21 protein-coding genes and 1 pseudogene are annotated in these 25013 nt (G+C 59.3%); 3 read left to right on the top strand and 19 right to left on the bottom strand.

Annotated features, from left to right (window positions below; genetic code table 11):
• Positions 1 to 142: 142 nt before the first annotated feature.
• Both ACZZ0A_RS19595 and ACZZ0A_RS19590 read left to right on the top strand, forming a co-directional pair.
• Positions 143 to 1177, top strand: coding sequence for an alpha/beta fold hydrolase (locus ACZZ0A_RS19595; protein WP_007916736.1), 1035 nt, complete (start codon positions 143 to 145; stop codon positions 1175 to 1177).
• A gap of 163 nt (positions 1178 to 1340) precedes the next feature.
• Positions 1341 to 2006, top strand: coding sequence for a DsbA family oxidoreductase (locus ACZZ0A_RS19590; protein WP_463543620.1), 666 nt, complete (start codon positions 1341 to 1343; stop codon positions 2004 to 2006).
• 196 nt (positions 2007 to 2202) lie between these two features.
• Here ACZZ0A_RS19590 and ACZZ0A_RS19585 read toward each other — a convergent pair whose 3' ends face one another.
• The 15 genes and pseudogenes from ACZZ0A_RS19585 to ACZZ0A_RS19515 all read right to left on the bottom strand — a co-directional run bounded on the left by ACZZ0A_RS19585 (position 2203) and on the right by ACZZ0A_RS19515 (position 18412).
• The gene (locus ACZZ0A_RS19585) at positions 2203 to 2541 is read right to left on the bottom strand and encodes a GlpM family protein (protein ID WP_007916734.1); all 339 of its coding nucleotides are present in this window, start codon (positions 2539 to 2541) and stop codon (positions 2203 to 2205) included.
• 11 nt (positions 2542 to 2552) lie between these two features.
• Positions 2553 to 3881 (bottom strand): two-component response regulator AauR, encoded by a 1329-nt coding sequence (gene aauR / locus ACZZ0A_RS19580; protein WP_463543619.1) that lies wholly within the window; start codon positions 3879 to 3881, stop codon positions 2553 to 2555.
• Positions 3878 to 5779, bottom strand: coding sequence for a two-component sensor histidine kinase AauS (gene aauS, locus ACZZ0A_RS19575; protein WP_007916731.1), 1902 nt, complete (start codon positions 5777 to 5779; stop codon positions 3878 to 3880). Before aauS ends, aauR begins: the two co-directional genes overlap by 4 nt.
• A 144-nt stretch (positions 5780 to 5923) precedes the next feature.
• Positions 5924 to 6658, bottom strand: a complete 735-nt coding sequence (locus ACZZ0A_RS19570) for an amino acid ABC transporter ATP-binding protein (RefSeq protein WP_007916729.1) — start codon at positions 6656 to 6658, stop codon at positions 5924 to 5926.
• The gene (locus ACZZ0A_RS19565; protein WP_007916726.1) at positions 6655 to 7326 is read right to left on the bottom strand and encodes an amino acid ABC transporter permease; all 672 of its coding nucleotides are present in this window, start codon (positions 7324 to 7326) and stop codon (positions 6655 to 6657) included. Before ACZZ0A_RS19565 ends, ACZZ0A_RS19570 begins: the two co-directional genes overlap by 4 nt.
• Entirely contained in the window at positions 7326 to 8072 is a 747-nt protein-coding gene (locus tag ACZZ0A_RS19560; protein WP_095112347.1) for an amino acid ABC transporter permease, read from the bottom strand. The genes ACZZ0A_RS19565 and ACZZ0A_RS19560 overlap by 1 nt, the downstream gene beginning before the upstream one ends.
• 194 nt (positions 8073 to 8266) lie before the next feature.
• Complete coding sequence (locus tag ACZZ0A_RS19555) at positions 8267 to 9181, bottom strand: glutamate/aspartate ABC transporter substrate-binding protein (RefSeq protein WP_095112346.1); 915 nt, start codon at positions 9179 to 9181, stop codon at positions 8267 to 8269.
• A gap of 262 nt (positions 9182 to 9443) precedes the next feature.
• Positions 9444 to 10701, bottom strand: a pseudogene (mtr, locus tag ACZZ0A_RS19550) (tryptophan permease).
• Positions 10702 to 10851: 150 nt separating this feature from the next.
• Positions 10852 to 12180, bottom strand: a complete 1329-nt coding sequence (locus ACZZ0A_RS19545; RefSeq protein WP_463543618.1) for an amidase family protein — start codon at positions 12178 to 12180, stop codon at positions 10852 to 10854.
• A gap of 30 nt (positions 12181 to 12210) precedes the next feature.
• Entirely contained in the window at positions 12211 to 13920 is a 1710-nt protein-coding gene (locus ACZZ0A_RS19540; protein ID WP_123376504.1) for an NAD(P)/FAD-dependent oxidoreductase, read from the bottom strand.
• 19 nt (positions 13921 to 13939) lie between these two features.
• Positions 13940 to 14425, bottom strand: coding sequence for an aromatic-ring-hydroxylating dioxygenase subunit beta (locus ACZZ0A_RS19535; RefSeq protein WP_463543617.1), 486 nt, complete (start codon positions 14423 to 14425; stop codon positions 13940 to 13942).
• Positions 14406 to 15704 (bottom strand): Rieske 2Fe-2S domain-containing protein, encoded by a 1299-nt coding sequence (locus tag ACZZ0A_RS19530; protein WP_007916713.1) that lies wholly within the window; start codon positions 15702 to 15704, stop codon positions 14406 to 14408. The genes ACZZ0A_RS19535 and ACZZ0A_RS19530 overlap by 20 nt, the downstream gene beginning before the upstream one ends.
• Before the next feature lie 14 nt (positions 15705 to 15718).
• Positions 15719 to 16651, bottom strand: coding sequence for a flavin reductase family protein (locus tag ACZZ0A_RS19525; protein WP_095112340.1), 933 nt, complete (start codon positions 16649 to 16651; stop codon positions 15719 to 15721).
• On the bottom strand, positions 16648 to 17064 hold the full coding sequence (locus ACZZ0A_RS19520; RefSeq protein ID WP_095112339.1) for a DUF4440 domain-containing protein: 417 nt from the start codon (positions 17062 to 17064) through the stop codon (positions 16648 to 16650). The genes ACZZ0A_RS19525 and ACZZ0A_RS19520 overlap by 4 nt, the downstream gene beginning before the upstream one ends.
• The gene (locus ACZZ0A_RS19515; protein WP_463543616.1) at positions 17045 to 18412 is read right to left on the bottom strand and encodes an MFS transporter; all 1368 of its coding nucleotides are present in this window, start codon (positions 18410 to 18412) and stop codon (positions 17045 to 17047) included. Before ACZZ0A_RS19515 ends, ACZZ0A_RS19520 begins: the two co-directional genes overlap by 20 nt.
• A 105-nt stretch (positions 18413 to 18517) precedes the next feature.
• On the opposite strand from ACZZ0A_RS19515, the gene ACZZ0A_RS19510 reads away from it, so the two are divergent.
• Positions 18518 to 19405: a LysR family transcriptional regulator gene (locus ACZZ0A_RS19510; protein ID WP_463543615.1), complete on the top strand. Its 888-nt coding sequence runs from the start codon at positions 18518 to 18520 to the stop codon at positions 19403 to 19405.
• Positions 19406 to 19679: 274 nt separating this feature from the next.
• On the opposite strand, the gene glpD is transcribed toward ACZZ0A_RS19510, so the two are convergent.
• The 4 genes from glpD to ACZZ0A_RS19490 form a co-directional block, all read right to left on the bottom strand.
• A complete protein-coding gene (gene glpD / locus ACZZ0A_RS19505) occupies positions 19680 to 21218 on the bottom strand; it encodes a glycerol-3-phosphate dehydrogenase (RefSeq protein WP_007916702.1) in 1539 nt (512 codons plus the stop codon).
• A 246-nt stretch (positions 21219 to 21464) separates the two neighbouring features.
• Positions 21465 to 22220, bottom strand: a complete 756-nt coding sequence (locus ACZZ0A_RS19500) for a DeoR/GlpR family transcriptional regulator (RefSeq protein ID WP_007916700.1) — start codon at positions 22218 to 22220, stop codon at positions 21465 to 21467.
• Between the two features lie 260 nt (positions 22221 to 22480).
• Positions 22481 to 23983, bottom strand: coding sequence for a glycerol kinase GlpK (glpK, locus tag ACZZ0A_RS19495; protein WP_007916698.1), 1503 nt, complete (start codon positions 23981 to 23983; stop codon positions 22481 to 22483).
• Between the two features lie 77 nt (positions 23984 to 24060).
• Complete coding sequence (locus tag ACZZ0A_RS19490) at positions 24061 to 24912, bottom strand: MIP/aquaporin family protein (protein ID WP_038369081.1); 852 nt, start codon at positions 24910 to 24912, stop codon at positions 24061 to 24063.
• Positions 24913 to 25013 lie beyond the last annotated feature (101 nt).

Here is a 25013-nt window from a genome sequence, read left to right as displayed (position 1 = left end):
GGCGGTACATAGATATTCTTTGCGACCAGCGTCCATGACCGCTCGGCACTCTTCATCAAACTGTCATGGAAGTGTGGCAGCGCGCTTGAACAAACTTCATCAGACTCGCGCTCTACTGGGGTTCTGCGTTTCGGTGTTTTTCATGGTTAAGGCTTTTTTATCGGTCGCGGCTGTTTTGGTCGCGATTTTTTTCGGACCGTCGTCCTGGGCGGCGGCGCGTTGCGACGTCAATGTGCCGACAGAGCACGTTGATCTGCAGCAGGTGAGCCTGGCTTACCAGAGCATTGGTCGCGCGTCGGATCCGGCGTTGTTGCTGGTCATGGGCCTGGGCGGACAGTTGATCCACTGGCCGGACGAAGTGGTGGTCGCGCTGTGTCAGCAGGGCTTTCGGGTGATTCGCTATGACAACCGCGACGTCGGTCTGTCGACCTGGCGTCAGGCGCCGGCCGAAGCCAACCTGACCTTTGAAGTACTGCGCTACAAGCTCGGTCTGCCGGTGTCGGCGCCCTACAGTTTGACCGACATGGCTGACGATGCGCTGGGCTTGATGGACGCGCTGCACGTTGAGCAATTCCACGTGCTGGGCGCGAGCATGGGCGGGATGATTGCCCAGCACATGGCGGCAATGGCCCCGCAGCGGGTCGAGAGCCTGACCTTGATCATGACCACTTCGGGCGCCGAAGGATTGCCGGCACCGAGTGCCGCGCTGGTTCAGTTGTTGTCGCGTCGCGGCGCACCGAATCGTCAGGTGGCACTGGAGCAACAGGCTGATTTGCTGGCGGCACTGGGTAGCCCGGCGGTCGCGGATGACCGGCAGGCCTTGCTGCATCAAGCCGCGCTGTCGTATGACCGTGCGTTCAACCCCGAGGGCGTGAAGCGGCAGATCATGGCGATCCTTGCCGAGCCGAGCCGGGTGGCATTGCTCAATCAATTGCGGGTGCCGACGCTGGTGGTGCATGGCACGGCGGATCCGCTGTTGCCGGTGATGCACGGGGTTCATCTGGCGGCGCATATTCGCGGCAGTCAGTTGAAGCTCATTCCGGGGCTGGCGCATCGTTTTCAGGAGGCGTTCAAGGCGCCGTTGCTGGCGGCGGTGCTGCCGTATTTGCAGGCGCATCGTGAAGACACCTCGCACTGGGCGCAGATTGAACCGGTGGTGGGCGCGAATCTGCTCTAAACAAAAGTGGGCGGTGTTGGTATGGCCCCTTCGCGACCTCATTTGGAATGCGTACCTCTGTGGGAGCGAGCCTGCTCGCGAAGGTGCCGTTACGGTCACCACAAAATCCGGAGCAGGTGTATCGTGCAAACTTTCCCGCACGATTTCCCCTGCGAGGTGTTTGATGAATTCCGCTATGAAAATCGACTTTGTCAGCGACGTGTCCTGCCCTTGGTGCGTCGTCGGTTTGTATGGCCTGTTACAGGCATTGGAAATTCTGCGCAACGAAGTGCAGGCCGAGATCCGATTTCAGCCATTCGAACTGAATCCGAAAATGGGTGCCGACGGGCAGAACATTGCCGAGCACATTCAAGAGAAATACGGCTCGACCCCGGAGCAATCGCAGAAGAATCGCGAAGCCATTCGCGCCCGTGGCGCCGAGCTGGGGTTTGTCTTTCGCACTGATGGCAACAGCCGCATCTACAACACCTTCGATGCGCATCGCCTGTTGCACTGGGCCGGTCTTGAAGGTGTGCAGTTGGCCTTGAAAGAGGCACTGTTCAAGGCCTATTTCAGCGATGGCGGCAATCCGTCCGATCACCGGCAACTGGTGCAGATTGCTGAAAGTGTCGGGCTGGATCGTCAGCGAGCCGAGGCTGTACTGGCGTCGGACGAGTTTGCCGATGAGGTGCGTGAAGAAGAGCAGTTGTGGCTGCAGCGCGGGGTGAGTTCGGTGCCGACCGTGGTGTTCAACGGGCAGTACGCGGTGACGGGTGGGCAGCCGGTGGAGACGTTTGTTGGCGCGATCCGGCAGATCATGGCGGAGTCCAAGGGCGGGACGGTCAGCTGATATCGGTAGGAGCCAAAAGCCCCTCACCCTAACCCTCTCCCGGAGGGAGAGGGGACTGACCGCGTTGTATTTGGCTATCCGCCGACCTGATGCATTGAGTCGATTATGGATTCGGTACTGCACTTTCACGTCGGCGGAGATCTTCAATATTCAGCGGTCGGCCCCCTCTCCCTCTGGGAGAGGGCTGGGGTGAGGGTCAGCTGTGTAACCGAACCCAGACCGTCACCAACACCGTAGCAGCCATCAACCACGCCACCGCCGCCACGGCCAACGAAGCCTCCAGTCGCAGCCGATCCACCATCACATACAACGTCGCCAGATACACAAAGTACGGAATGATCGACCACATGCCGAACACGATCGTGGTCTTCAGATCTTCAATCGAACGCCCTTTGCCGACGATGTAATGCGCAATCAGCGCAAACGTCGGAAACAGCGGCACCAGCCCGGCGATGTAGTAGTTTTTGGTCTTCGACAGCGCCGCGATGATCAGCACCACCGCTGCGCCCAGCAAGGCTTTGAAAAAAAGATCCACATCGTTCTCGCTTAATGGCTCAGGCCGTATTTTTTTACTTTGTCGAACAGCGTGGTCTTGGCCATGCCCAGCTCAAGACTGGCCTGAGTCAGGTTGCCGCCGCTGCGTTGCAGGGCGTCGCTGAGCAGGTTGCGTTCGAACGCTTCCACCGCTTCGGCAAACGCCAGGCCTTGTCCACCGCTGCTGGCGCCGGATTTTTTGAACGCTGGCAGGCCGAGGGCAAAACGCTCGGCGACGTTGCGCAGCTCGCGCACATTGCCTGGCCAGTCGTGGCTCATCAGGTTCGACAGGGTCTGGTTGTCCAGCTCCGGCAGCGCGCGGTCGAAACGCAGGGCCGACTGCTGGGTGAAGTGTTCGAACAGTTGCAGGATGTCTTCGCGGCGCTCGCGCAGGGGCGGCAGTTCCAGGGTCACGACGTTGAGACGGTAATACAGGTCGCTGCGGAACTCACCGGCCTTGCTCGCTTCGTCGAGGTCGGATTTGGTCGCCGCGATGACCCGGCAATCCACGGCCACGCTCTGGTTCGAGCCGAGGCGTTCGAGGGTGCGTTCCTGCAACACGCGCAGCAGCTTGATCTGCAACGGCAACGGCATGCTTTCCACTTCGTCGAGGAACAGCGTGCCGCCGTCGGCGTGTTCGATCTTGCCGATACGCCGCTTGCCGGCACCGGTGAAGGCATTGGCCTCGTGGCCGAAAATCTCGCTTTCGAAAAGGTTTTCCGGCAGGCCGCCGCAGTTGAGTGCGACGAATTGTTTGCTGTGGCGACGACTGAAATCATGCAAACAGCGCGCGACCAGCTCCTTGCCGGTACCGGTCTCTCCTTCGATCAATACGTTGGCCGAGGTGTCGGCGACGTTGGCGATCAGTTCGCGCAGATTCTGCATCGCCGGCGAACGGCCGATGATCCGTCCTTCCAGGGAATCGCGTTCGGCCAGTTGGCGGCGCAGCGAAGAGACCTCGCGGGCGAGGCTGCGTTGCTCCAGCGCACGCCGCGCGACGTCAACCAGACGCTCCGGCGAGAACGGTTTTTCCATGAAGTCATAGGCGCCTTTCTGCATCGCGCCAACGGCCATGGAAATGTCGCCGTGGCCAGTGATCAACACCACCGGCAAGCTACGATCGCGTTGTTTGAGGCGGGTCAGCAATTCCAGGCCATCGATGCCCGGCAGGCGAATGTCACTGATGACGATGCCGGCAAAGTTGTCGCCGACACGCTCCAGCGCTTCTTCGGCGCTGCCAACGCCGACACAGGGGATGTCTTCCAGCGTCAGCGCCTGTTGGCAGCCGAGCAACACATGGGGGTCGTCTTCGACGATCAGCACACTAAGTTCGTGGTTCATATTGGCTCGGCAGGAGTAGGGCTTACCAACGGTAAACTGAGGACGAAGGTGGTGCCACCGCTGGCGGGGTGTTCGACACCCAGATGCCCGCCGGTGGCGGCCGCGAGGCTGGCGGAAAGGGTCAGACCAAGGCCCAGGCCTTGTTCGCCGGGCTTGGTGGTGAAGAAGGGTTCGAACAGATGCTTGCGCGCTTCGGCGTCGATGCCATGGCCGTTGTCACGCACGCGCAGACGATATTTGGCGTTGAACTCTTCGCCCTCCAACCACAGCTCGGGCAGGGGTTGCGCCTGCATGGCGTCGAGGGCGTTGCCGATCAGGTTGACCAGAATCTGCTCGAGGCGGGTCTGGTCGATCTGCACCTGGACATCAATGAACTGGCGGTGAATGTTGACCGCCGAACTCTCCAGGCGTGCCCCGAGCAATTGCAGCGCTGCCTCCACGGCTTTGCCGAGGCTGGCCTGGCCCTGGTTGTCACCGCGCCGGGCGAACGAACGCAGGCTGGCGGTGATCCGGCCCATGCGGTCGATCAGCTCGTTGATGGTTTTCAGATTGGTGCTGGCGACATCCAGTTGACCCCGTTCGAGGAAGCGCACGGTGTTGCCCGACAGCGTACGCATCGCTGCCAGCGGCTGGTTCAATTCGTGGGCGATGCTGGTCGACATCTGGCCGATGGCAGCGAGTTTTCCGGCCTGCACCAGCTCATCCTGCGCACGGCGCAGGGTCTCTTCGGCCTGACGGCGTTCGCGGATCTGGCTCTTCAGACGCTCGTTGCTGGCGCGCAGGTCGGTGGTGCGTTCGGTAATCCGACGCTCCAGTTGATTGTTGGCTTCCTGCAAGGCTTCGCGGGCGGCAAGTCGGGTGGCGATGACCTTGCGCCGCTCGTTCCAGGCGATCAACAGGAACGCCACCAGCGCAAACGCGACCGCCACCAGAACCCCTTGGTTGATGGCTTCGCGACGCAGGTCCTGCAACGGCGTGAGCAGGGTGAAATTCCACGGCGTGTCGGTCAGTGGCCGGGTCTGCGCCAGATAGCTGATGTCGTCATCGTCGGAGCGCACTTCGCTGTTGGCGGGGAAGGTGAGTTTTTCCACACCTTCGGACAGGGTTTCCCGGGCCAGCGGTTGCAGCTCGTTGAGCGGGAACCAGTAGTACTGCAGGCTGCGCGCGAGTTTTTCTTTGATTTCGTCACTCAGCGGAATCACTGATTTAAGGCGACGTGCCGGATCACTGGAAAGAATGATGATGCCGTTCTCATCGCTGACAAAGGCTTCGAGACGTGCGCGTTGCCAGCGTTCTTCCATGGCTTCCAGGCGCACCTTGACCACAGCGACGCCGATGATCTTGCCGTGCTCTTCGAGGCCGTGGGCGAGGTAATAACCGGGCTCGCCGTTGGTACTGCCGATGCCGTAGAAACGGCCAGGCTCGCCGCGTACGGCTTTTTGGAAATAGGCGCGGAAAGACAGGTCTTCACCGAGGTAACTGTCGACATCGCGCCAGTTGCTGGTGGCCATGACACGGCCAGTGGTGTCCATCACGTAGATGGCCCGACTGCGGCTGCGCCGGTTCAGGCCTTCAAGGTAATCGTTGACCGCTTGCCGGTTTTCCGGAGTCGGGTCGGCCAGCAACTGCGACACACTCGTTTCGAGTTCCAGCAAGCTGGGCAGGTAGGTGTATTTGCTGATTTCGCTTTCGACGGCGCGTGCGTTCAGTTCGAGCTGGCGCTGGCCGTTTTCGCTGAGGCTGCGAATGCCAAAATGCTCACTGGTCCAGAAGCCGACGTAACCCAGACCGATCATCAGGATGATGACCAGCGGCGGCAGGAACAGATGACGAATCAGACGGGGTTTCACGGCAAGTGATGGCGGCGCGGCGCGATAGAGATTGGGGTCGCATTTCATCACAGTTGCCTTGGGTCAACCACCACAACAAACTTCACCAATCCCCTGTAGGAGCTGCCGCAGGCTGCGATCTTTTGATCTTTAAAAACAAAGTCAAAAGATCGCAGCCTGCGGCAGCTCCTACAGGGGGAGGCGGTGTTGCTTTTAGTGCTGCAGGATTTTCTCGAGGAAATGCTGCGCGCGTTCGGAGCGGGCGCTGATATCGCCGAAGAACTCCTCTTTCGGGCAGTCTTCGATGATCTTGCCGGCGTCCATGAAAATCACGCGGTCGGCCACTTTGCGCGCAAAGCCCATTTCGTGGGTCACGCACATCATGGTCATGCCTTCGTGGGCCAGTTGCACCATCACGTCGAGCACTTCGTTGACCATCTCCGGGTCGAGCGCCGAAGTCGGTTCGTCGAACAGCATGACGATCGGGTCCATCGCCAGCGCACGGGCAATCGCCACGCGCTGTTGCTGACCACCGGACAGTTGCCCCGGGTGCTTGTGGGCGTGTGCAGACAAACCGACGCGCTCGAGCAGTTGCAGACCTTTCTTGGTCGCCTCTTCCTTGCTGCGGCCCAACACCTTGATCTGCGCGATGGTCAGGTTTTCGGTGATGGTCAGGTGCGGGAACAGTTCGAAATGCTGGAACACCATACCGACGCGCGAGCGCAGTTTCGGCAGGTTGGTCTTCGGATCGGCAATCGAGGTGCCATCGACAACGATGTCACCTTTCTGGAACGGCTCGAGCGCGTTGACGCATTTGATCAGGGTCGATTTGCCGGAACCCGACGGACCGCAGACCACGATCACTTCGCCTTTTTTGACCTCGGTGCTGCAATCAGTCAGCACCTGGAAGTCGCCATACCACTTGTTGATGTTCTTGATAGAGATCATACGGCAAACCTTTTTTGCAGACGCTTGACCAGCAGCGAGGCGGCAAAGCTGATGATGAAGTAGACGACACCGGCGAAGATCAGGAACTCGTTGGAACGACCAATGATGTCGCCACTGGCGCGGGATGCGTTAAGGAAGTCAACCAGACCCACGGTGTAAACCAGCGAAGTGTCCTGGAACAGGATGATGCTCTGTTGCAGTAACAGCGGGGTCATTTTGCGGAACGCCTGGGGCAGGATGATCAGGCGCATCATCTGGCCGTAGCTCATGCCCAGCGCTTGTGCCGCGCCCATCTGGCCTTTCGGGATCGACTGTACGCCGGCCCGAACGATTTCGCAGAAGTATGCCGCTTCGAACATCATGAACGCCACGATGCACGAGGTGAACGCGCCGATCGGGGTGTCTTCGCCGGTGATCCAGCGCAGCACGAATGGCACTGCCAGATAGAACCAGGTAATTACCAGCAGCAGCGGGATCGAGCGGAAATAGTTAACGTACGCGCCAGCAATGTTCGACAGCAGTTTGTTGTGCGACAGCCGGCAGAGCGCGAGGATCGTGCCGAGAATGATCCCGCCGACCACACCCATGGCCATCAGCTTGAGGGTCATCACCATGCCGTTCCACAAACCGGGAATGGCCGGGACGATGCCACTGAAATCGAATTCCATTATTTACCCCCCACGGAAATCAGGCCGGGCACGGAGACTTTCTTCTCGACCATGCGCATCAGTAGCATCAGGCTCATGTTCAGGGTGAAGTAGATCAGGGTCGCCAGGGTGAACGCTTCAAACAGGTTGGCCGAGAACTCGGCAGTCTGTTTGGTTTGCGCGAGCAGCTCCATCAGGCCGATCAGCGAGGCCACGGAGGAGTTCTTGAAGACGTTGAGGAATTCCGAGGTAAGCGGCGGAATGATGATGCGGTAGGCCTGGGGCAGCAGCACATTCCAGTAGATCTGTGGCAGCTTGAAGCCCATGGCGCGGGCGGCGGATTCCTGGCCACGCGGCAGCGCCTGGATACCGGTGCGCACTTGTTCGCAGACACGGGCGGCGGTGAACAGGCCCAGGCACACGACTACGCTGAGGTAAGCGGAAGTGGTCGGGTTGAGGTCCTGCTTGTACCACTCCTGCAGATCCGCCGGCAGCAGGTCGGGCACCAGAAAGTACCAGATGAACAGCTGAACCAGCAGCGGCACGTTACGGAACAGCTCGACGTAGCACGTCGCGATGCCCGACACGATACGGTTCGGCACGGTGCGCATGACGCCCAGTATCGAGCCCAGCAGCAGGGCGATGATCCAGGCCACGATGGCGATGGCGATGGTCCAGCCCAGACCGGAGATGAACCAGTCGAGATAGGTCTCGCTGCCCACGCCGGTGGACTTGAAGAACACGCCCCAGTCCCAGTTGTAATTCATTAGGGTCTCCCCTCGATTCGATCGATGTACAAGTGCCCGCCTGGGGAAACTCCGTTCCCTCCCTGACCTTGACGATCAGGCACACGCGATCGGCTCGACAGCCACCGGTTCGAGTGTTTCCAGAAAATACCAGCAGGGAGTGACCATCCCCTGAAAAGGCAGAAGCCTCCTCAGGGGATAAGGTTAGTCAGAAATCAGGATTTCTTGTCGTCAGCCGCTTTGTCGGTCGGATTGGCGATCAGGGCCTTGAGCTCGTCGCTCATCGGGAAGTTCAGATTCAGGCCTTTTGGCGGAATCGGCTGCATGAACCACTTCTCGTAGATCTTGTTGATCGCGCCCGAAGCGTAAGTGGCCTTGATGGCGTCATCCACAGCCTTTTTGAACGGCTCGTCGCCTTTGCGCATCATGCAGCCGTAGATTTCGTACGACTGTGGAGTGCCGGTTACGGCCCAGTCAGTCGCCTTTTTGGCCTTGGCGGCTTCACCGGCCAGCAGCGCGTCGTCCATCATGAACGCAACGGCTCGACCCGATTCCAGCATCTGGAAGGATTCACCGTGGTCTTTGGCGGAGATGACGTTCATGCCCATCTGCTTGTCGGCGTTCATCGCCTTGAGGATGCGCTCGGAGGTAGTGCCAGCGGTGGTCACGACGTTCTTGCCTTTCAGATCGTCGAAATCCTTGTACTTGGAGTCAGCCTTGGACAGCAGACGGGTACCGATTTCGAAGATGCCGACGGAGAAGTCAACCTGCTGCTGACGCTCGACGTTGTTGGTGGTGGAGCCACACTCGACGTCCACGGTGCCGTTCTGCACCAGCGGGATACGGGTCTGCGAGGTCACCAGATTGTATTTGACTTGCAGGTTTGGCAGGTCGAGGTCTTTCTTGATCGCTTCGACGATGGCCAGCTGGATATCGTGGGAGTAGCCAACCGGCTTGCCGGAAGCGTCAGCGATGTAGGAAAACGGGATGGAGGCGTCGCGGTGGCCCAGGGTGATCACACCGGACTCTTTGATTTTCTTCAGGGTGCCGGTGAGTTCGGCGGCGAAAACTGGCGTGCTGATCAGAGCGGCCGCAATGGCTGCGCCCAGGATATGGGGAACGATGCGCATCAAATTTTCCTCGACATTGTTTTTTTTATGGAGCCAGTTTGTCGGCCCTTTTGTGCTTCGAATGCCTGACGGCTCCTGAAGTGTTGGCGCAACAGGCATTCGTCGAGAGAGTGTAGAGCATGACTCGTGCCAGACCAGTCGCAGATAGATAACGTGTTGTTTTATAACGTTATTAAACTTTTGTGGCGGTATTTTTTAACGTAACTGATCCGGTTAACCGAATCGACCGTAAGGTCGCGTTCGGAAAACCGAACGAGAAGCCTCAGCGCCACACAGGCAGACAATCAAATACGAACAGCAAATGGGACACCGCGCAGATCGCCCCGAAAAACAGCACCAGCACGATCATCGGCGTCCCCCCACACCTGATAGCGTGGACTGCCAAAGCGCTTGCGCGAAGCCCGAGCCAGTAGCGCCGGAGTAATCACCGCCCACAATGTCGCCGCCAATCCGGCAAAACCGATGGCATGCAGAAAGCCTTCCGGCCAGAGCAATCCGCAGAGCGTCGGTGGCGCGAAAGTGATGGCGGCGGTCTGCAGGCGGCCGATGGGGCTGTCGTCGAAACCCAGCACATCGGCCAGGTAATCGAACAAACCCAGGGTCACCCCGAGAAATGAACAGGCCACGGCGAAATTGGAGAAGAACGTCAACAGCAGATCGACGTTGGCGCTGTTGAGCTGTGAACCCAGGGCGCTGATCAGCGCATCGATATTGCCACCGCGCTGAGCGATGTCCTTGAATGCGTCGCGGGGGATGTTGCCCATGCTGCAGAGCATCCACACCAGATACAGCGCCAGAGCGATCAACGTGCCGCCGATCAGGCAAGCGCGAATCCGCTGCGGATCCTTGCCGTAATGCTTCATCAGGCTCGGCACATTGCCGTGAAAACCGAACGAAGTCAGGCAGAAGGGCAGGGTCACCAGCAGATAAGGCCAGTAATGGTTTTCACCGCTGTTCAGGTTGAGCAGCGTGGTGCTTTGCACATGGCCGAGCAAACCGCCAAAGGTTAGAAAGAACGCGAGGATTTTTGCCCCGAACACCAACGTGGTCATGCGGCTCACCGCCGTGGTGCTGAGCCAGACAATGAACGCCACCAGCAGCGTGAACCCCAAACCGCCCGCGCGCGATGACAACTCAAGCCCGAAGGTTTGCGCGGTGTGATGAAGCACTGAGCCGCTGGCGGAAATGTAGGCGTACGTCAGGGTGTACAGGACAAAGACAATGCTCAAACCATTCAAACGGCTCCAGCCACGCCCGAGCAGATCGCCGGTGATCGTGGCGAAACTCGCGCCTTCACGGTAATTGAGATTGGCTTCAAGAATCATCAGGCCCGAGTGCAACGTGCAGAACCAGGCAAACAGCAGCACGGCAACCGAGCCGTAGAACCACAGCCCGGACATGATCACCGGCAGCGAAAACATGCCGGCACCGACGATGGTGCCGCCGATGATCATGGCGCCGCCAAGGATCGACGGCGAGCGTTCGACAGCGGGAACGGAGGATATTGAGGTGACGCGCATGGCAAGGCCCGCAATTTGAATTGTTATAGGTGCATCGACGCAGAGCCCCTGTAGGGGCGAGCCGGCTCGTGATAGCGATGTGGCAGACGAAGTTGATGTCGACTGACACGACGCCTTCGCGAGCAGGCTCGCTCCCACAGGGATCGTGGTTTAACCGATGTCGAGCAGGTGCTTCAGGTGCCGCACATTGGCCAATAGAAAGTCGTCCTGCCCTGGTAGTGCATCGAACGACAGGCCCACCGGCAACGCACTCGCCGCCGCTACCGGCACACTGATGCTTGGCGCCGCCAGATTGCTCGCCGGGTCGGTATTGCGCACGAACGTTTCAAAGTTGCTCTCGTCCGCGCAAGCGCTGAGCAGCGGTGCGCTGCACGTGACGGTCGGGTAAGCCAGCAGGTCCAGTTGATGGCGGCTGAAGAGGGCGCGGTATTCCTTCTCCAGACGCAGTTTGCTCATCAATGCCTGCACGTAGTCGGTGTAGGAAATCGCTGGGCTTTCCAGTTGGGCGGTGAGGATTTTCTTGATCGCCGGATCGCGAATCTGCGCGAGGATGTCGAGGAACTGCTCACCGCGTCCGGCTTTCATCAGGAACCGTGGAAAATCGATGAAGAACTCGTAGATCGGTAGCGGAAACTGAATGCTCTCGTTGATCTCGCCAATCACGGCATCGTCGACCGGCACGATGATCACACCGCGATCGGCCAAGGTATCGATGGCCGTGCGGCAAGCGCGTTGCACGTTGTCAGCGAGGTCGGTCCAGAGAAACCGCTCGGGAATGCCAATGCGCAACGACCGGGTTTCTGCCTGATGCAGGCTGCCGGTCAGTTGCGTGTGAACGAACTGACAATCCTCCACGGTGCGGGTCAACAAGCCCGGAGTGTCTTTGGTTTGCGACACCGGGACGATGCCGTCGACCGGATAAACGCCGGTGGTGGGGCGAAACCCGACAATTCCGCAGAACGCCGCCGGTATCCGTACCGACCCCCCGGTGTCGGTGCCGACCGCACACGCCACCAGTCCGGCAGCGACGGCGGCAGCACAGCCGCCGCTGCTGCCACCGGCACTGTGGCGTTCGTTGACTGGGTTGATCACCGCGCCATGGGAATGGTTGGCCGAGGTCACGCCGAACGACAATTCGTGCATGTTGTTCTTGCCGACAATCTGCGCGCCCAATTGCCGAAAGCGCTCGACGATGCCGGCATCGGTTTGCGGCACATAGTCGGCCAGCCCGGGCGTACCGGCGGTGGTCGGCATGCCGCTGACGTTGATGTTGTCCTTGAACGACACCGGCAGGCCATACAGTGCGCTGTCGCGCCCAGCGGCATTTGCCTTGGACGCTGACGGGTCGAAGGTGATGAAACTGTTCAGGTGTTGCATCTGCACATGACGCTCGCGCAAGGCATGCTGCCAGGTGTCCGGGCAGTGTTGGCCACTGCGCAAGCCGTTGACGAGCTGTTCAATTGAAAGCTGGCTGTACATGGATGATTCTCGGCGTGGAAAGGGACTGGGTCAGCAGTAGCGGTACTGCGAGTGCAAGTCGTCGAGCGGGTTGCCGGCAAGCAGATCGCCGCCCAGGCTGCTGATCACCGCGCACGCACCGTTGAGTGCGGTTTGAATCGCGCCTTCGGCCCAGCCACCGGTGAACGAGGCGCCGCAACCGGCCAGGTACAAACCGGTATCCTGTTGCGGATCGAGTGCGGTACGGAACTGATAGAACAGGCGCTCGGAGTAGATGTCGTCGCCGGGGAAATTCAGCTTGAAAGCGCCGAGTGCGTGCTTGTCGGTCAGCCAGTCGTATTCCAGAACGTAGCGCTGGTAGTCACCGTCCAGCGGCAGCAGATGGCTGGCAAATTCCGGTGCGCTCATCGCCAATTCGTCGACCAGACGCAGGCAGCGCTGCACCTTGTCGGTCATCGAAACCATCTTGTGCGAGTCGTCTTCCCAGGTGTAACTGATCAACACCACGCCCCAGGAATCCGGATCGTGCGGCGCGTAGTCGAGGCAATACACGCCCTTGACCAGGGTGTCGGTCTGGATGTTTTGCGCCAGGCCATGTTTGAGCCAGAACTTGTCCTTGGTCAGGATGAACAGCTTGGATGAGCCGACCATGTGCGTTTCGTTGATCGCCCGCGCGACGTCGCGATTGACGAAGGCCTGGTTCTGCGTGAGCTTGAGGTTCACTTGCAGGGCGCGGGTCGTGGTGGTGGTGATCACCCGGTCGCAGGCGTAGGTTTCGCCGTTGCTGCCGGCCAGCAGAATCTCGCCGTGCGCACCTTTGTTGATCGACTCGATGCGCGTGCGGCAAATCATGTCGCGCACCTGAATACCGTTGAATTCGGTGTCGGCAATCCGCTCGGCCAGCGAGGAAATACCGTTGGGCACCAGACGCTGATTGACCTCCAGCGCATTGACCACCAGGCGCAGGATCTCGGTGAACGACGCGCGGTACACCGACTGGAAACCGCCCGAGCCAATGCCCAGCGAGCCGAACAGGTGGAAGTCTTCGGGCTTGCGCCACGGTTTGCCGCCCGGCGGTTTTTTGCCGGTGAAGATGCGCACCATCGCCGAGTAAAACGAGCTGTCACCGAAGCAGTCCAGGTAGCGTTGCCACTCGGGCTGCACTTCGCAGTAATTGTGCTGCTTGAGCAATTCGGTGATCAGCAGCGGTGGCGCCAGGCACGTGCCGTCATCGAGGGTCACGCCTTCGCTGAGAAAGGCGATCCAGCCTTGGTGCACGGTGCTGAACAGCGCCGGCGGTGGTTGCATGGCTGCCCAGTGATGGGCTTCGCCACGGTAGTGGATTTCGGTGTCGACCACGCCCGGGTCGGGAAACGCCTCGGTGGTCTGGATGCCGAAGCGATTGAGGTAATGAAACAGCCCGACTTCACTCGGCGGAAAACGCATGGCGCCCATTTCCGCGATGAACTGCGGCTGTTCCTCATCAAAACACTGCGTCAGCAGACGCCCGCCGACATGCTCGGGTTCCGCTTCAAACAGCGTCACGCGACGCGCACCGGCGCGCAGCAGTTCGTAAGCGGCGACCAGCCCGCTGAGGCCAGCGCCGACGATGCCGATGTGTTTCTCGGCAGTTTCCGCCGGCAGGTAACCAATGGCTTCATCGGCACTGCGCAGGAACTGGCCATAGTCATACAGCAGATCGACGTAGGGAAAAGACAGGCACGCGGACGCCTGACTGGAATCATGGGAAATAGCTTTCACAGGGAGACTTCTCGATCGATCAGATAATGAGCTGCAGGCTTTCAAGGGCGCGTGCGGGGTTGAGCAACAGGATCTTCTTGCCGTGAATCTTCCACATGCCATCGATGTTGATCAGTTGATGTTCGACGGTCACCGGGTAGTGCCATTCGTTGTCGCCGCGCGCTTCGCAATAGAGCATGTTGGAGCTGGCGCACGCGCTGAACGAGGCTGCGTCGAGCGTGATGCGCGGGCGCTGGGCGATGTGCAGGCTGCGGCTCTTGGGCTGTTGGGAGAAGTTGCGCGCATTGGCCAGTCGGTTGATCCGCAGCGTGGTCAGAAAACGGTCTTCGTACACCAGCGATGATTCGTGCAACGGACTGACCTGCTCACGGGTCATGGGAATCCAGTAGTGGTAGTCATCGCTGAGCAGCTGTTGCCAGGCGTCGAAATCCTGCTGGTCGAGCAAGTGCAGTTCGGTCTCGATCAGTTGCTCGATGGCGTGGTGATTAGATTGATCGTGTTGCATGGTCGTCCCGCATCAAGTGCTGCCAACTGTTATAGAAATTACGCATGGCCATTTCGCTGGTGCCGGACACCACTTGGGTCTGCGCATAGGATTCGTTCGGGCTGAACAGGCGGGCGACGTTGACCCATTCGTTGGCGTCGCTGCCCAGGCCTTCCATGGCCCGTTCGTACATTTCCACGTCGTCGTGGGCGACCATCGAACACGGCGAGTTGATCAGGTTGTTGTACTGCACAGTCCTTTCCAGCAACTGCACGGGGGCGCCCTGCAGTTCGAAGATCCACGACTCGACGATGGTTTCGCGGGCGCTGAGCGGTTTGATCACGCGCAAGGTCTGGATCGGTCCCTTGACCATCAGGTTGGGGAAATACACGGTGTTGTGGCGGGTGTCGTCGAGGATCGCCCGGGCCTGCTCTTCACCGTAGCTTTCCACCATCAAGTCCCAGTAACCGGGGATGTCGGTGTAGGCCTTGTGGATCGAATTGCTGACCCCGGTGTGCCCGTGGCCATTGGGCCAGACGCGAATGCCCATGCCGGCGAAAAACTCGTAGGAGGCCATGAACGGCGAGAACAGTTCGACGGCCATCGGTGGCTTGCCCTGATCACCGGTTTCCTGCCACAGGCGGATGGCTTCGCCGGCCGAAGATTCGTGGGCGATCATCGGGTGGCAGGTGTCGGTCTGGTTGTCGACGACCATTTTCCAGTTGCAGCGATGGCGGTGCAGCAATGGCTGGCCGATTACTTTCAGCTGGCCCTGCGGCGAGCGCATGACCATGTTGTCGAGTGTCGACAGCGACTCGCCAAAGAACTCCTCGAAGCCGATGCCTTCTTCCGTCAGGCGGACAAAGACGAAGCCGCGATAGTTGTGCACCGCGTTCACCGGGCGCATGCCTTTGTGCGCGGAACAACTGCTCAGGTCGCAGTCGTCGTACTCCTTTTTCACCGGAATGCTCAGCAGCTCGCCGTCCGTCTTGAACGTCCACGCGTGGTACGGGCAACGCATGAAGCGGCCGACATTGCCGCGCGCTTCGGCCAGCACTTTCACGCCTTTGTGCGGGCAACGGTTATGCAGCACGACGATGGCGCCGTTCTTCTGCCGAACCATGGCCAGCGGCTGTTGTGCAAGGGTGGTGGTGAAGTAGTCGCCGGTCTCGGGGATCAGGCTGTCGTGACCCAGGTAGCACCAGCTCGCGGCGAATACGCGCTGCTGTTCCTGTTCGAAAAGCGCCTGATCAAGGAACAGAGATTTATGCACTTCTCTGCCATTGAAATAGTTGTCCAACGGAGTGTCCTCTCTCAGATCGCCAGTTTCAGGCGCGGGCTTTTGGCGCGGGAGACGCAGGGGTAGATTCGCGCACTGCACGCCGCTTCCTGTTCGCTCATGATGAAATCGCGGTGGTCGACTTCGCCTTCGAGGACGTCCAGCGCGCAAACGCCGCATTCACCACGACGACAGTCGTACAGCGGGTCGAGCCCGGCCGCTTCCAACGCTTCGAGCAACGACTGTTGCGGGCCGACATTGATGCTGACGCCGGAGTCGGCCGCCTCGATGACGAAGCCTTGCGCGGTGGTTTCGCGGGCAACGTTGAACACTTCCAGATGGATCTGTTCACGCGCCAGGCCAACGCTTTCGGCGTGACTGAGCACTGCGTTGAGCATCGCTGCCGGGCCGCAGACATACAGGCGGTCATCGGCGCGCAGATCGGCGAGCACTTCGCTGATCGCCGGGCGACTGCCGGAGAGGTGCAGTTGCAGGCGTTCTTGCAGGTGTTCTTGCAGGTGCCGGGCGTAGACCGCGTCGTCGGCGCTCTTGGCGAAGTAATGCAGGTGCGCAGGGCGATCCAGCGCAGTCAGGTGGCGCAGGATGCCGGTCAGCGGGGTGATGCCGATGCCGCCGGCAATCGCGATATCACGCCCGCTGTCAACGTCGAGCGGGTAGTTGAAAGTGTTCAACGGACCTTCCAGTTCCACGCTGTCATTGACCGCCAGGGTGCGGATGTACTGGCTGCTGACGGAGTCTGGCGAGAGGCGAATGGCGAAGGTGAACTGGCCATCCTCAACCTCCTTTACATGCACCGTCGAGTAGTGACGACAGTCATCCAGCCCCGGGATCTGCCATTTGAAATGTGCCCCGGCGTGGCTCATGTCGATCAGGGAAGGCGGGCCGCTGACGGTGACTTCCTTGATCGACGCCGAGAGCATCCGGCAGTGGGTGACGGTGTATTTCATGCAGGTTTTTCCTGGCTCAACGGTGTTTCGTGCAAGTACAACCACTGGACGTCGTGGTGCTGGACGCGAAGGATCGCCAGCGAAATACGCGAGGTTTCGCTTTGGTTCAGGCGATGGGTTTCCTTGTAGCGCAGGGCCACGGTCGAACCTTCGTGCCAGACCGTGTGCAGGTCGCTGATCAGAATCTCCAGACCTTTGCGGGCACCGACGGCGCCGTTGAACAGTTGCTCGACTTGCGCCCGACCGACCACGGCGGCCGAGGTGGTGACCATGCTGAAGTGCTCGGCAAACACCTCCATCAGCGGCGCGATGGCGTCTGCGCCGGCCCCGTCGGCGTCGGTAAAGACGCGGTGAATCAGTTCGTGCACGTGGTGAATACTGTGTTGCGCTCGTTCAACCAGGTTGTTGTTCATGGCATTCCTTTGGAGGGTTCAATTGACTCATCTGAAACAGCGGGAACAGCCCGACCAGCGCGGCAATCGCGAACGTCGCGTGGTAGGCCTGCGTGGTGTCGAACTGCTTGAGCAGCACATTGAAAATCATCAGAAACAACGCCGCACCGAGGCTGAACGACATCTGCCGATTGATGTTCCAGATCACACTCGCCTTGTGCGTATCGCCGCCGGCAAAATCCATCAATGAGGTGGTTTGCGCGGTGTTGGCACCGATGCCACCGCCGATGCCCATCAAGCTGTAAGCGATGACGATCACCCACAGGTCCGTTGGCGCGTTGACCAGCATCAGCGTGGCGATGCCGGCGCTGTGCAGCAGCATGCCGAGGGTGAACAGGCGTTTCGCGCCGACCCGGTTGTAGACCCGGCCGCAAATCGTCATCGCAATGAACGCGCCGATGGCGTAGAGGATCATGAACATCCCGGTCAGCCGGGCGCTGAAGTGCAGCGTGTTCTGCAGGAAGAAAATGCTCATCAGATTGACCCCGGTGAACACGCCGGGAATCGCGTAATAGATGAAGATCGAGGTGCTGAGCTTTTTACTTTTGAGCAGGCTCAATTCGATGATCGCGTTGCTGCAGCGGCGGTAGTGCCGCAGGTACAGCACGATGAACAGCAAACCCGCCGCGAGACAGCTCAACGCGGCCAGCGCCGGGTAGTCGCCGCCGTACAGCGACATGCCCATCAGCAGGCTGGCGAGCGCGGCACTGACCAGTAGCAGGCCTTTGATGTCCGGGCGCGGCAGATCGGTCGATTTGCTTTCCTTGATCCAGAACCATGACAGCCCGGCCGCGATCAACGAAAACGGGATGTTGCTGTAGAACACCCAGCGCCAGGAGCTGCTGTCGACAATGATGCCGCCGACCGTCGGTGAAATCGCCGGGGCAATCAGCGCGACGGCCATCACCAGTGTGGATATTTTCGCCCGTTGCTCGCCCTGAAACAGATTGAAGGTCAGCGCCTGACCGACCGGAATCAGCAGCCCGCCACCGACGCCCTGAACGAACCGCCAGATCACCAGTTCGTGGAAACTGTCGGCCATGCCGCACATCCACACAGAGCCGGTGAACACCAGCATCGAAGCGGTGAGAATCTCGCGACTGCCAAAACGCCCGGCCAGCCAGGTGCTGACCGGAATAATCAGGGTCAGGCCAAGAATATAAGCATTGGCGACCCACGCCACCGATGAAGTACTGACCTGTAAAGTTGCCGATATACTCGGCAGTGCCACCGCCGACATAAATATGTTTATACAGTCAATAAAAAAGCCGATCAGAAAGATCAGCGCGATCTTATAGCGATAGTTCATGTTGAATCCCCTTTGCCGCGCAGCATAGGGGCGATGGACTTGAAGTGTCGATACGACTATGCTTAAAACAATGTTTGACAGGATTTAACAGTGAGCCATAGCGCCATGCACTCTCATCTTAATCGGGTTCAGACGTTCCTCGCGGTGGTGGATTTTGGTTCTTATACCAAAGCTGCAAACTACCTGAGTATCAGCAAAGCCATGGCCAGCCTGCATGTCAAGGCGCTGGAGGAGGTTTTGTCGGCGACGCTGTTGATCCGCAACACCCGCAATATATCGCTGACCGAAATAGGTCAGGAGTTTTATGAAGAGTTCAAGGGGATTGTCGCGGACATCGACAATGCCTTTGATAATGTCCTGAAAGGTAATAATCGGGTATCCGGAAAGTTACGGATTAGTTCAACCAGTGAATACGGTGAAAAGTATATTCTGCCGTTGATTCCACTGTTCTCCGAGCGTTATCCGGAAATCCGCTTGTGCTACAACTTCAACTCTTCGTTGAATGATCTGGTCGCGGAAAAACTGGATCTGGTGATCCGTCTGGGTAACTTGGCGGATTCGGCATTCAAGAGCCGCAAGTTGGCCGATTATGAAATCGTGCTGGTCGCCACCGAGCAATTCCTCTCCCGACATCCGGTGCGGCAACCGCAGGATCTGAACAGCGTGCCGTGGATTGCCAACAGCAATTTGCAGGCGCCGACCCAGTGGACATTGCGTCATGGGTCAGGGCAGGGCGTCGAGGTTGGCGGTACCAGCCACTTCGAGTCGAACTCGTCGACGGCGATTCGCTCGATGACGTTGTCGTCGCTGGGCGTGTCGGTTCTGCCGGCGTGGGTGGTAGCAGATGACATTGCCGCCGGACGTCTGGTGCGCTTGTTGCCGGAGTATTCGCTGCCTTCGCAGTCAATCAATGTGGTATTTCCCAACACCCCGCATCTGCCGCACAAGTCGCGGGCGTTTATCGATTTTCTGTTGTTGCATTTGGCGCAGTGATCCCGGCCCCAAAGCCCCTCACCCTAGCCCTCTCCCAGAGGGAGAGGGGACTTGATCGCGTGGTCCTTGCGAGTTACGCCGACCTGAAATATCGAGTCGAACTCAGGATTGAAAAAGCCCTCGATCGGCTCCTTTTTCCCAGCGCGGTATTTGAGCGAGCCCCGATCTGCTCCCTTTCCCCCTCGCCCCCCTTGGGGTGAGGGGGGCTGGATCTCATTGGCACAACAAAAAGCCCCTGAATCTCACAATTCAGGGGCTTTCGTTTAAGCGTTGATCAGGCCGCTTCGATCTTGCGGTTTTGTTCAACCTTGCCCAGATAAGCCGCCAGTTTTTCCTGCTCAGCCGGCGTCGTGAACAAACCGAGTTTGCTGCGGCGCCACAGAATGTCGTGGGCAGTGGTCGCCCATTCTTCGCTGCACAGGTAATCGACTTCACGGGTGTAGAGTCCACCGCCGAGGTGCTCGCCCATGTCGGCCAGGGTTTCCACGCCTTCGAGCATGCGCCAGGTGCGGCTGCCGTAAGTGGTGGACCAGCGACGGGCGATCTCGGTCGGCACGAAGTCGAACTTGTCGCGAATCTGCGCGCACAGAGCCTGTGGCGTGGTCATGTCTTCGCCACCGGGCAGGGTGGCGGTGGCCGTCCAGCTCGGGCGCATCTGGGTGAAAAATGGCAGCAATTGCGCCATCGCCGACTCAGCGAGTTTGCGGTAGGTGGTCAGCTTGCCGCCGAACACCGACAGCAGTGGCGCTTCTTCGCCGCCAGCCGACAAGGCCAGGGTGTAATCGCGGGTGACGGCCGACGGGTTGTCGGATTCGTCGTTGCACAGTGGTCGTACGCCCGAGTAGCTGTGCTGGATGTCGTCGCGGCTGATCTGCTGCTTGAAGTGTGCGTTGACCACTTTCAGCAGGTAATCGGTTTCGGCATCGGTAATCGCCACTTTTGCCGGATCGCCAGTGTATTCACGGTCGGTGGTGCCGATCAGGGTGAAGTGGTTGTTCAGGTACGGAATGGTGAAAACGATGCGCTGATCTTCGTTTTGCAGAATGTGCGCGTGATCGCCTTCATACAGCTTCGGCACGATGATGTGGCTGCCCTGAATCAGACGGATGCCGTACGGCGACTCCATCTTCAGGTCATCACGAATGAACTTGGCGACCCACGGGCCAGCGGCGTTCACCAGCGCTTTGGCAGTGATCGAAAACAGGCTGCCGTCGGCACGTTCCAGGTTCAGGTGCCACAGGCCCTTGGCGCGGCGAGCGCTGACGCAGCGAGTCTGGGTGTGCACGTGGGCGCCTTTTTCCCGGGCGGCCATTGCGTTCAGAACCACGAGGCGGGCGTCGTCGACCCAGCAGTCGGAGTATTCGAAGCCTTTCTTGATTTCGCTTTTCAACGCGCTGTCGGCGCCGAACTTCAGGCTTTTCGAACCTGGCAGTTTTTCGCGCTTGCCGAGGTTGTCATAGAGGAACAGGCCGGCACGGATCATCCACGCCGGGCGCAGGTGCGGACGGTGCGGCAGCACGAAACGCATCGGTTTGACGATGTGCGGCGCCTTGGCCAGCAGTACTTCGCGTTCAGCCAGCGCCTCGCGCACCAGGCGGAATTCGTAATGTTCGAGGTAGCGCAGGCCACCGTGGATCAGCTTGCTGCTGGCCGACGAGGTGTGGCTGGCCAGATCATCTTTTTCACAAAGGAACACCGAAAGCCCGCGACCGGCGGCATCCGCTGCGATCCCCACGCCATTGATCCCGCCGCCGATAACGGCGATGTCGTAGATCTCGGAGATTGGGGGCGTACGCAAGGTAGAGGTGGACATCGGCTGGCCTCGGGTTCTTTTGATTTTCTATATTGGAAATCGAACATTAATGTTCATTTGCGAAAATGGTAGCCCATAAAGACGCGCGCAGCCAGTCACGTTCGATTGAAAAAACTCATCGAAGGGCGATTAAAAGAAAATTTTCGAACATTAAAAGCAAAAGATCGCAGCCTGCGGCAGCACCTACAGGTCAAGTGAACTCATGTAGGAGCTGCCGTAGGCTGCGATCTTTTGATCTTGCGGGAGTTAGACGACTTCGAGGCGAATCTTGTGCTGACTCAACAATTGCGCGAGCGCAGGCACCGGCTGCTGATCGGTTACCAGACAATCGATCAGGCTGATCGGGCCGAGGCGAATCATCGCATTGCGTCCGAACTTGCTCGAGTCCGCCGCCAGAATCACTTGCCGCGCATTGGCAATGATCGCCTGGGAAACCCGCACTTCCTGATAATCGAAATCCAGCAAACTGCCGTCTTCATCAATACCGCTGATCCCGACCAGCGCGAAATCAACCTTGAACTGATTGATGAAATCCACACTGGCCTGGCCGACCACACCGCCGTCACGACGGACATTACCGCCGGTCAGCAGCACATCAAAATCATCCTTGGCACTGAGCATCGACGCTACGTGCAGGTTGTTGGTGATGATCTTCAGATGATTGTGATTGAGCAGAGCGCGGGCAATCGATTCGGTCGTGGTACCGATATTGATAAACAGCGAGGCGTGATCGGGAATCTGGGCGGCGATGGCTTCACCGATGCGTTGTTTTTCATCGCGCATCTGATCGGCGCGCATCGCATAGGCAGTGTTTTCGACGCTGGAATCATAAGCGGCACCGCCATGATAACGACGCAGCAGATTGGCTTCCGCGAGCTGATTGATGTCGCGGCGGATGGTTTGCGGGGTAACAACGAACAGCGTGGCCATTTCCTCGATGCTCACATAGCCGCGTTCGCGGACCAGCTCGAGGATTTGCTGCTGACGGGGAGGCAGATTCATGGGGCTTCCTTTGGGCTGCCGTGCAAAATTTGCCCATGATGACGCAGGAATCCGCTCCCTACCAGTTTCCAAACAACGTGAAAGCTACTTCGTGCTGGGCGCCTACGGCGTTACGCAAGCCATCCTGCGTTAAAAACAGGCTCGGACTGCTCATTTACAAACCCGTAAACTCCGCGTCCTCGCCTGTTTTTGCCTTGGCTTGCCTTCGCTCGCTACGCTTTCACGCTGTTTGGACCGTTTTAGCCAGTCCTAAGATTGGCTTATTCAGCGTCTTCACGCGCCCAGTCACGGGTGCGGCTGACGGCTTTTTTCCAGCCTTTGTACAGCTTCTCTTTCTCAACTTCATCCAGGCTCGGCTCGAACTCGCGCTCGATCACCGCTTTACCGCGCAGTTCTTCCAGGCTGCCCCAGAAGCCGCACGCCAGACCGGCCAGGTAAGCTGCGCCGAGTGCGGTGGTTTCGCGCATTTGCGGGCGCTCGACCTGCGTGCCGAGGATGTCGGCCTGGAACTGCATGAGGAAGTTGTTCGCCACCGCGCCGCCGTCAACACGCAGAGCCTTGAGGCGTTCGCCGGAGTCCTGTTGCATGGCGTCGAGCACGTCGCGGGTCTGGTAGGCGATCGATTCCAGCGCAGCGCGGATGATGTGATCCACACGTACGCCGCGCGTCAGGCCGAACAGCGCACCGCGGGCATACGGGTCCCAGTACGGCGCGCCGAGACCGGTGAAGGCCGGCACCAGGTACACGCCATTGCTGTCCTTCACTTTATTGGCGAAGTATTCGGTGTCGTGGGCGTCGTTGATGATTTTCAGTTCATCACGCAGCCACTGCACCGTGGAACCGCCGTTGAACACCGCGCCTTCCAGTGCGTAAGCAACTTCGCCACGCGGGCCGCAGGCGATGGTGGTGAGCATGCCGTGTTGGGATTTCACCGCTTTGTCGCCGGTGTTCATCAGCAGGAAGCAGCCGGTGCCGTAGGTGTTTTTCGCCTGGCCTGGCTCGACGCACATCTGGCCGAACAGTGCCGCTTGCTGGTCACCGGCGATACCGCCGATGGCGATGCCGCTCTTGGTGCGACCGTAGATTTCCGAAGAAGCCTTCACTTCCGGAAGCATCTCGCGCGGGATATCGAGGATCTCCAGCATCTTCGAATCCCACTCCAGCGAGTGGATGTTGAAGAGCATGGTGCGCGAAGCGTTGGTGTAGTCGGTGACGTGCACCTTGCCGCCGGTGAATTTCCAGATCAGCCAGCTATCGACGGTGCCGAACAACAGTTCGCCATTGCGCGCACGCTCGCGGCTGCCTTCGACGTTGTCGAGGATCCACTTCAGTTTGGTGCCGGAGAAGTACGGGTCGGTGACCAGACCAGTGTTGTCGCGGATATATTCTTCGTGGCCATCGCGCTTGAGCTGCTGGCAGATCTCGGTGCTGCGGCGGCACTGCCAGACGATGGCGTTGTACACCGGGCGGCCGGTGGTCTTGTCCCAGACCACGGTGGTTTCGCGCTGGTTGGTGATGCCGATGGCAGCGACCTGGTCGTGGTGCAGACCGGCCTGGGCCAGCGCTTCAACCATTACCGCGCTCTGGGTGGCGAAGATTTCCATCGGATCGTGTTCGACCCAACCGGCCTGCGGGTAATGCTGAGCGAATTCGCGCTGCGCGGTGCAGACCACGTTCGCGTCGCGGTCGAAAATGATCGCGCGGGAGCTGGTCGTACCCTGATCAAGGGCAATGATGTAGTTCTTATTCTGAATGTCGGTCATGTCGATTGCCTTGGACGAAATAAGGGAGAGTGGGCCGTGGCGCAGGCTCTATAGGGCAGGAGCCGGCGCCGACTGTTTCAAGAAGTTCTTGGTTTGCCGTCAATGGCCGGTTCTGCATCCTTTGTAGCAGGTGTGGCGCCGGTCAGGTGACGGGCGATGAGCCCGCGATACCCGGCAGCGCCGAGGCAGGCACCGACAATCGGTGCAAAAATCGGAATCAGGAAGTACGGAATATCGCGGCCGCCAGTGAAGGAAATTTCACCCCAGCCGGTAAAGAAAGTCATCAATTTCGGACCGAAGTCACGCGCCGGATTCATCGCGAAACCGGTCAGCGGACCCATAGAGCTACCGATCACCGCGATCAGCAAGCCGATCAGCAGCGGTGCCAGCGGGCCTTTCGGCAGACCGTTGTTGTCGTCGGTCAGCGACATGATCACGCCCATCAGAATCGCGGTGATGATCATCTCGACCAGGAACGCCTGAGCAGTCGACAGCACCGGATTGGGGAAGGTCGAGAACACCGACGCCAACTCGAGGCTGGCGGTCGAGCCGCGAACCATTTGGTGAGTTTGTTCGTAATCGAAGAACAGATTGCTGTACAGCGTGTAAACCAACAGCGCGCCGCAGAAGGCGCCGGCGATCTGCGAAAGAATGTAGAAGGGCAGTTTGCGCTTTTCGAAGTCGGCGAAGATTGCCAGAGCGATGCTCACGGCCGGGTTCAAGTGCGCGCCGGAAACACCGGCGGTGAGGTAGATCGCCATGCTTACGCCGACGCCCCAGATGATGCTGATTTCCCACAGACCGAAGCTGGCGCCCGCGACTTTGAGCGCGGCGACACAACCGGTGCCGAAAAAGATCAGGAGTGCAGTACCCAGAAACTCGGCCATGCATTGGCTTGAGAGCGTTGGTTGCTGTAAAGCAGTTGTCATTGAAAACCTCGGTTTTTGTTGTTGTCTGGCGCGATGCCGTCAGGGCAAGGCGCGATTTTCCCCGGTCAGGAATCCCCATTCCGTTCCCGGTTTACTGCTGG

This window comes from Pseudomonas sp. AC242, assembly GCF_979258655.1.
Note: the sequence above shows the minus strand (reverse complement) of the source record. Positions and strands in the feature narration are given on the sequence as shown.

Bases quoted from the DNA above. Each gene is read 5' to 3' on its own strand.
- ACZZ0A_RS19570 (WP_007916729.1), bottom strand. From the start codon at position 6,658: ATGATCTCTATCAAGAACATCAACAAGTGGTATGGCGACTTCCAGGTG.
- ACZZ0A_RS19490 (WP_038369081.1), bottom strand. From the start codon at position 24,912: ATGACAACTGCTTTACAGCAACCAACGCTCTCAAGCCAATGCATGGCC.
- ACZZ0A_RS19595 (WP_007916736.1), top strand. From the start codon at position 143: ATGGTTAAGGCTTTTTTATCGGTCGCGGCTGTTTTGGTCGCGATTTTT.
- ACZZ0A_RS19510 (WP_463543615.1), top strand. From the start codon at position 18,518: ATGCACTCTCATCTTAATCGGGTTCAGACGTTCCTCGCGGTGGTGGAT.
- ACZZ0A_RS19545 (WP_463543618.1), bottom strand. From the start codon at position 12,180: ATGTACAGCCAGCTTTCAATTGAACAGCTCGTCAACGGCTTGCGCAGT.
- aauS (WP_007916731.1), bottom strand. From the start codon at position 5,779: ATGAAATGCGACCCCAATCTCTATCGCGCCGCGCCGCCATCACTTGCC.
- ACZZ0A_RS19590 (WP_463543620.1), top strand. From the start codon at position 1,341: ATGAATTCCGCTATGAAAATCGACTTTGTCAGCGACGTGTCCTGCCCT.
- ACZZ0A_RS19555 (WP_095112346.1), bottom strand. From the start codon at position 9,181: ATGCGCATCGTTCCCCATATCCTGGGCGCAGCCATTGCGGCCGCTCTG.
- aauR (WP_463543619.1), bottom strand. From the start codon at position 3,881: ATGAACCACGAACTTAGTGTGCTGATCGTCGAAGACGACCCCCATGTG.
- ACZZ0A_RS19560 (WP_095112347.1), bottom strand. From the start codon at position 8,072: ATGAATTACAACTGGGACTGGGGCGTGTTCTTCAAGTCCACCGGCGTG.
- glpK (WP_007916698.1), bottom strand. From the start codon at position 23,983: ATGACCGACATTCAGAATAAGAACTACATCATTGCCCTTGATCAGGGT.
- ACZZ0A_RS19535 (WP_463543617.1), bottom strand. From the start codon at position 14,425: ATGCAACACGATCAATCTAATCACCACGCCATCGAGCAACTGATCGAG.
- glpD (WP_007916702.1), bottom strand. From the start codon at position 21,218: ATGTCCACCTCTACCTTGCGTACGCCCCCAATCTCCGAGATCTACGAC.
- ACZZ0A_RS19500 (WP_007916700.1), bottom strand. From the start codon at position 22,220: ATGAATCTGCCTCCCCGTCAGCAGCAAATCCTCGAGCTGGTCCGCGAA.
- ACZZ0A_RS19520 (WP_095112339.1), bottom strand. From the start codon at position 17,064: ATGAACAACAACCTGGTTGAACGAGCGCAACACAGTATTCACCACGTG.
- ACZZ0A_RS19565 (WP_007916726.1), bottom strand. From the start codon at position 7,326: ATGGAATTCGATTTCAGTGGCATCGTCCCGGCCATTCCCGGTTTGTGG.
- ACZZ0A_RS19525 (WP_095112340.1), bottom strand. From the start codon at position 16,651: ATGAAATACACCGTCACCCACTGCCGGATGCTCTCGGCGTCGATCAAG.
- ACZZ0A_RS19515 (WP_463543616.1), bottom strand. From the start codon at position 18,412: ATGAACTATCGCTATAAGATCGCGCTGATCTTTCTGATCGGCTTTTTT.